Source organism: Marinobacterium jannaschii DSM 6295, from assembly GCF_000620085.1.
Taxonomy (GTDB): Bacteria; Pseudomonadota; Gammaproteobacteria; order Pseudomonadales; family Balneatricaceae; genus Pontibacterium; species Pontibacterium jannaschii.
Window position 1 is genome coordinate 286,835 of the sequence record NZ_JHVJ01000010.1, and the last position, 6,336, is coordinate 293,170.

6 protein-coding genes and 1 pseudogene are annotated in these 6,336 nt (G+C 50.3%); 3 read left to right on the plus strand and 4 right to left on the minus strand.

Translation table 11 applies throughout. From position 1 onward, the window contains the following. Positions 1–3 precede the first annotated feature (3 nt). Positions 4–1,041, minus strand: a complete 1,038-nt coding sequence (locus Q354_RS0109210; protein ID WP_027857351.1) for an ABC transporter permease — start codon at positions 1,039–1,041, stop codon at positions 4–6. Between the two features lie 153 nt (positions 1,042–1,194). After that, the gene (locus Q354_RS0109215) at positions 1,195–2,166 is read right to left on the minus strand and encodes a glycine betaine ABC transporter substrate-binding protein (RefSeq protein WP_027857352.1); all 972 of its coding nucleotides are present in this window, start codon (positions 2,164–2,166) and stop codon (positions 1,195–1,197) included. A gap of 428 nt (positions 2,167–2,594) precedes the next feature. Here Q354_RS0109215 and Q354_RS0109220 point away from each other — a divergent pair, with 428 nt between their 5' ends. From Q354_RS0109220 to Q354_RS0109230, 3 genes are read left to right on the plus strand one after another with little or no spacing between them, the layout of a single operon-like run. After that, a complete protein-coding gene (locus Q354_RS0109220; protein WP_027857353.1) occupies positions 2,595–3,683 on the plus strand; it encodes a mandelate racemase/muconate lactonizing enzyme family protein in 1,089 nt (362 codons plus the stop codon). A gap of 22 nt (positions 3,684–3,705) precedes the next feature. Further along, positions 3,706–4,071 carry a tautomerase family protein gene (locus tag Q354_RS25205; RefSeq protein ID WP_036229115.1) on the plus strand — a complete coding sequence of 122 codons (366 nt, stop codon included), beginning with the start codon at positions 3,706–3,708 and terminating at the stop codon, positions 4,069–4,071. Between the two features lie 23 nt (positions 4,072–4,094). Then, positions 4,095–5,198, plus strand: a complete 1,104-nt coding sequence (locus Q354_RS0109230) for a mandelate racemase/muconate lactonizing enzyme family protein (protein WP_027857354.1) — start codon at positions 4,095–4,097, stop codon at positions 5,196–5,198. A 157-nt stretch (positions 5,199–5,355) separates the two neighbouring features. Here the strand turns inward: Q354_RS0109230 and Q354_RS0109235 are convergent, their stop codons facing one another. After that, on the minus strand, positions 5,356–5,991 hold the full coding sequence (locus Q354_RS0109235; RefSeq protein WP_027857355.1) for a GNAT family N-acetyltransferase: 636 nt from the start codon (positions 5,989–5,991) through the stop codon (positions 5,356–5,358). A 121-nt stretch (positions 5,992–6,112) separates the two neighbouring features. Continuing rightward, positions 6,113–6,223: pseudogene (locus Q354_RS28215) on the minus strand (IS3 family transposase); the annotation flags it as partial. Between the last annotated feature and the right edge of the window lie 113 nt (positions 6,224–6,336).

Genomic DNA, 6,336 nt, shown 5'->3' on the forward strand with positions numbered 1-6,336 from the left:
ACCTCAGGAGTCTTGAGATACATCGACCCGGGCCAGGGTCGCTTTGCTGACCCGGTCCAGCAGGATCGCCAGGATTACGATACAGAAGCCGGAAACCAGACCGACACCCAGCTCAAGGTTATTGATACCGCGCAGGACCAGAACGCCCAGCCCCGGCGCAGATACCAGGGAGGCGATGACCACCATCGCCAGCGACATCATGATGGTCTGGTTTACCCCGGCCATGATATTGGGCAGTGCCAGCGGCAGTTCGACACTGAGCAGTTTCTGGCGAGCTGTCATACCGAAGGCGTTGGCCGCCTCAATAATGTCCTGGTCCACCAGGCGGATCCCCAGGTCGGTCAGGCGGATCACCGGCACGATGGCGTAGAGGATGATAGCGATGCCGTAGAGCTTGGATTCGGTGACGCTGAACAGGAAGATCAACGGGATCAGATAGACAAAGGACGGCAGTGTCTGCAACATATCCAGCACCGGGATGACCGCTTTCTGAAGCCGGTCATTCTTGGACATCGCTATACCTATAGGCACCCCGAAAAGGACACTTAAGCCGGTACAGATAAAGATGATTGCCATCGTCTGGACGGCGTAGTCGTAGTGGTCGATAAAGGCCAGAAACAGCCAGGTAACGGCGACCAGTATTGTTGAAGCCCGGGAGCGGGTAATCCAGTACACCGCAACCAGTGTGATACCGATCAACAGCCACCAGGGCATCGCAATAAACAGCCAGATCGAGCCATCCAGCAGCCAGCTCAGGGGCTGGGTCAGGGGATCCAGTACAAACTGCAGGCTGCTCTTGATACTGAGGAAAAAATTCTCTACTCCGCTGGTCATATCCCGGGTGCGGGGAATCGCTTCGCAGGCCGCATGCAGGTTATCCAGTGATGGAAAGGGCAGGGTCAGGGCAGAGGTCTCTTCAGTAGCCGTTGTACCTTTGCTTTTCGCCAGCAGCTCCGCCATGGTCATCGGGCCGCCTTTATCTCCGGCGCCACACCATTCACGTAACCCCAGCGAATCGAATAATGAATCATAGAATGCCATCGTCAGGTTCCTGTTTCTTATTCATAGCCCGATGGTTTACCGGGCTCAGTTTTGTATCGGTGTCGTATAAAAAGATGCTGAGCTTTCAGCAATCTATGTCGCCAATACGCGAGGGAATGCTTCGGGAGCGGGTTAGTCCCCGAAGCCAGCGGATTATTGCCACAGCGCAGAGAGCTTCTTGCGGGCGTCATCGTTGATCCAGCCAGTCCAGGTATCCTGCTGGGTGGTGATGAAGTGCACTGCGGTCTCTTCGGAAGAGGCTTTATTCGCTTCCTGCCAGGCCAGCAACTGACCCATCTCGGCATTGGAGAAGGTGATGTTTTTCATCAGCTCCAGGATTTCCGGTTCCCGTTTAGCCAGATCAGTGGTAACTGCGGTAATAACTGTGGTCGCCGGAAGCGAAGTCTTTTGAGGGTTAGCACAGTCTTTGGAGGTGATGCAGCTGTGCGCCTTGTCATCGTATTCACCCATATCCACGGCCACCATCTCATACTTACCCAGTACCGAGGTTGGTGCCCAATAGGAGCCAAACCATGGCTCTTGAGCGTTATAGGCAGCTGCAATGGACGCCGCCAGGGTTTCTCCGGAACCGTGGTTGAACACCGCCATCTTGTGCCCCTGGAAATCAAAGGCTTTGATCAGATTGTCATTCTTAATCCGGCTACCCCAGCCGTCCGGGTAGTTATGGAAGCGTCCACCCACCAGTTCCGGGTTAGCCAGCACGCCTTCCAGAGTTTTAAGTTCAGGGTGTTTGTCAGCCAGGTACTTAGGAATCCACCAGGAATCCTGGCCGCCATCAGACAGTACATTGGCTGCTGTAATCACCTTGCCCTGTGCTTCGAGTTCTTTGTAGAGCGGCAGTGAGTTCAGCCACAGCTCAGTGACAATATCCGGTTTGCCGGTTTCAGCAACAGAGGTCACGGATGGCACGGTGGAGGTTGGCACCACCTGTACAGAGCAACCGTAACCCTGTTCTAGCAGGAACTTGGAGACAGACGTTACCACCTGTCCGGACGACCAGTTCATCTCACTGATACTGATTTCGCCGCAGCTTGCCTGTGCGGTGGTGGAGAACAGAGAAGCGCCCGCAAGGATACTGGTAATTGCCAGAACAGTTTTTTTCATAGGTGTTGCCCTTCATTGTTATTTTTCAGGTTAAGCGACGGCCTTTGGCATCGGCTTTAGGTTCAGAACTTTCGATGGCTGTGATCGAAATTCTTATGTTTCCGATACTAGAGCGGGGCAAGGTCGATTGTTAAATTTATAGTTGTTGCAAAGAACTTAAATAAAATTTATGAGGGGGTGTGATGCCTGTATTTTTAGTGGCTCAGGCTTACCGATAGAGCAGCGCTTGCGAGGTATAAATTAAATTTTAAAAGTCGTTAACATAATTAAATTTCAGTTGTGATTTTCGCTGCTCTAGGATGAGGGAATAGTTAATAGCTACAGGTCTGAAGAGATAACTCAATATGACCCGGCGGATCTGGTCCGTTCTTGTCCTGAAAAGAATTGAGCAATTTTTGAGATCTGTCTGATTATGGACAGGAGTGCGCGTGAAGATTACCAATGTACAAACCCTGAAGGTTGAGATCCCCCTGCAGAAACCATTGATTACAGCGATACATCGTACTGAGTCGGTCGGTGTCGTTGTGATCCGGATAGAAACTGATAGCGGCCTGGTCGGTGAAAACTATGTGTTCGCCCTTAACCGGGATCGCCTGACCGTTTTCGAAGCGATGATCGCCAGCCTGACCCAGTTCCTGATCGGCCAGGATCCGCGCTATGTGGAAAGGATCTGGGAGCAGATGTGGACAGATTGTAATCCGGTTGGCCAGAAAGGGGTCTCTATCTCGGCCATCTCGGCAATCGATACCGCGCTCTGGGACCTGATTGGCAAACAGGCCGCGATGCCACTGTATCAGCTGTTCGGAGCCTGCCGGGACAAGGTAAAGGCCTATGCCAGCAGCGGCCTGTGGCTGTCCGCCACGACCGATGAGTTGATCGAGGAGGCTCATGGCTTTATCGCCCAGGGATTCCGTTCTATGAAACTGCGCCTGGGTAAGGAAAAGCCGCAAGAGGATATTGCCCGTGCCAGGGCCCTGCGCCAGGCGATCGGTGATGATATTGAGATCCTGACCGATGCTAACCAGTCACTGACACCGCGCCAGGCGATCGCTCTGGCACGCCAGTTGGAAGATCTGAATATCGGCTGGCTGGAAGAACCGGTTCCCGCCCATGACCTGGCCGGGCATGCCCGGATACTGGAAGCGATCAATATCCCGCTGGCTAGCGGTGAAACCGATTACACCCGCTTCGGCATGAAAACTATCCTCGATAGCCGGGCGGTGGATATCCTGATGCCGGACCTGCAGCGCATCGGCGGCCTGAGTGAATTCAGGAAAACAGCGGCACTGGCATCCGCCTACAACATTCCCATTTCGACCCATATCTTTACCGAGCAGAGCCTGAGTATTGCAGGTTCCGCAGCTAACTGCATTTCGGTTGAACATGTCGACTGGTTTGCTCCTTTATATAAAGAAAAGATGCAGGTCGAGAATGGCTATATTTCTATGCCGGAAGCACCGGGTTTAGGGTTTAGCTTTGACTACGACTTTATCGATCAGAATCTGTTAAAAAAATAAAAACCTTATTGGGAGTTCCATAATGCCGACTATCAGGGTTCAGGGATGTTTCAACAGTGAAATTAAAGTTGAAAATATCCTTAATAAAATAACAAGCTACGCATCCGAGGCTTTGGCCATACCCGCGGATTATTGTTGGGCTTTGTTCGAGAACCAGCCCCATGGAACCTTTGTCGAGGGGAATCGGATTGTTAGTCCGGCGCAGGGAAATGTCATCATCGCATCTGTGGCTGCACTGGAAGGCAGAACCATGCAGCAGAAGTCAGCGGTTATGAATGCTGTCTCCCGGGCCATTGTTGAAGGGGCAGGTCTTTCCGCCTCCCAGGTCTTTATTGAGTACCGCGATATTCCCAAAGGCCAGGCATTCAGCGCCGGTGAAACTCTCTGAATCCCTCTGTAGGTGGAGCACAAATGAAAATAAATAAAATCAGTGTCTTCAGGAAAGAGCTCAGGTACAAAAATGGTGTCTTTGCCTGGGGCCGGGGCAATGTTATCGAATCAAGTTCTTCCACTGTTGTTGTGCTGGAGACTGATTCCGGATTGACGGGTGTCGGTGAGTTCTGCCCCTGCGGAGAGAACTATATGGTCGCTCACGGTGAGGGCACGGAAGCCGCAGCCAGACTGATTGCACCTCGGCTATTAGGCCAGGACCCGCGTGAGATCGGTAAGATCGAGCGGATTATGGATAATACGATCCTGGGCCACGGCTATGCTAAAGCGCCCTTTGATGCCGCGTGTTGGGATATTTTCGGTAAGAGTATCGAACAGCCTTTATGGATGTTGCTGGGGGGAAAAATGGTTGAGGGTGCCCCCATGTACCGGTCTGTGCCCCAGTGCGATCTCGAAGATATCGAAAGCAATGTAGAGGCCCTGAGGCAACAGGGCTATCGCCAGTTCCAGATCAAAGTAGGCAATGACTGGAAGAGCGATATCGAGCGTATCCATGCCGTAACTTCCTATCTGCAACCGGGGGAGAAAGCGATAGCCGATGCTAATCAGGGCTGGTATATGGATGAAGCTATTAAGGTCGGCCGCGCCACCAGGGGGCTGGATTATATTATCGAGCAACCCTGCCATAGCTATGAGGAGTGCTACCAGGTTCGTGCTGCGTTTGAGCAGCCGATGAAACTGGATGAATGTATCGTCGACCTGCGCATGGCGGAAAGGGCGGTGCAGGATATGGCCTGCGAATATGTCTGCCTGAAACTCTCAAAACAGGGTGGCTTGTCGAAGGCGAAGAAGATGCGGGATTACCTGATCGACCATCGCATCAAGGTTGTTTCTGAAGATACCTGGGGCGGTGAGATTGCAACGTCTGTGGTGGCCCACTTCGCCGCTTCAACCCCCGAGGAGTTTCTGTTAAATACCACGGATCTCTATTCGTACAATATCGAGAGAACCGGACTGCCTGGCCCTCAGGTTAAGGATGGCAAGCTGTACACTATTGATGGGATAGGCCTGGGAGTTGAACCGGATTACGACTCCCTGGGAGAGCCTGTAGCTGTTTATCAATGAGTAAACAGGCAAGCTCTGTTTTCGACCTAAAGCTGCCATTAACGCCTCAAACAGCGGCGCGTGATTAGCGCGCCCAGCTCCGAAGGGGCGATACTGCTTCACACTGTTGCAAAGTACGAAGGTAAGCTAATAGCCTTCTCGTAGTAAGCCTCTTTTCTTAAATGCTTTTGATTAAAAGCTTAATGCCCTCATGCTCAGTGATAGATGAAAAGGGTTTTTCGCCATCTACATCGAACTCGCTGTATTTAATGCTGGCTTTTTCGTCAAATCCTAGCTTGTTAATGAAAATATGCTGGGATATATTTCCTGTGGCTTCAGCTTGCGCATATTTAAAGCCTTTGACTTTCGCTTCTTTTATGCAGGTTGAAATAAGTTCCATAACAACTCCCTTGCCCTTGAAGTTAGAGTCAGTTGCAATGAATTTTATATTTAAATAGGTGTTTTCTTCTAACTCGCCTCTAGTAAAATACGCGCTGTTTAACGAATCAATTAACGCAGCTATTGGGTTGTTATGCACTTCACTATTAGAGCCTTCAGAATTGACTGTTTCAGACAAATCAGATGATAAAATTGCACCAATGATTTTATTTGAATTGACGTCCCTGGCTACAAATCCAAGACTTTCCTCAGCACACTTATGTGATAAATAGAGAATGTATTCAGCAAACTCCTTCGGATCAGATGAATTCAAATGTGCTAAGGGTTCTCTTTCATTGAACACGGCTACTACTAAGTTTGCAGCCTCTTCAGCACTATTTTTATCTATTTTTTGAACTATAAAATTAAAAGACATCTGTTGATTCCTATTGCTAAAATACGAAGGTTTAATCAATTAGTATATAAGTTCATATCCATACTGGAGTCTGAGACTATCAAAATTAAACTGGTCCTATCCACGAAAAGTAGACTCTGGGTTATGCGCTTTTGCGCTCAAACTCTGCCGGGCTGATATAGCCTGGCGCAGAGTGCCTGCGGACGCGGTTATAAAATACGTCGATGTATTTGAATATACCTGATTTTGCCTCGCCTAGCTGTGGATGCTAAGCACGTTGTTCACAAAGTTTAGGTATTCGAGATACCGGCGGTAAGTTTCCAATACTGCCATGACGGCGCTCCCGGTTATAGTGATTGACCCAAT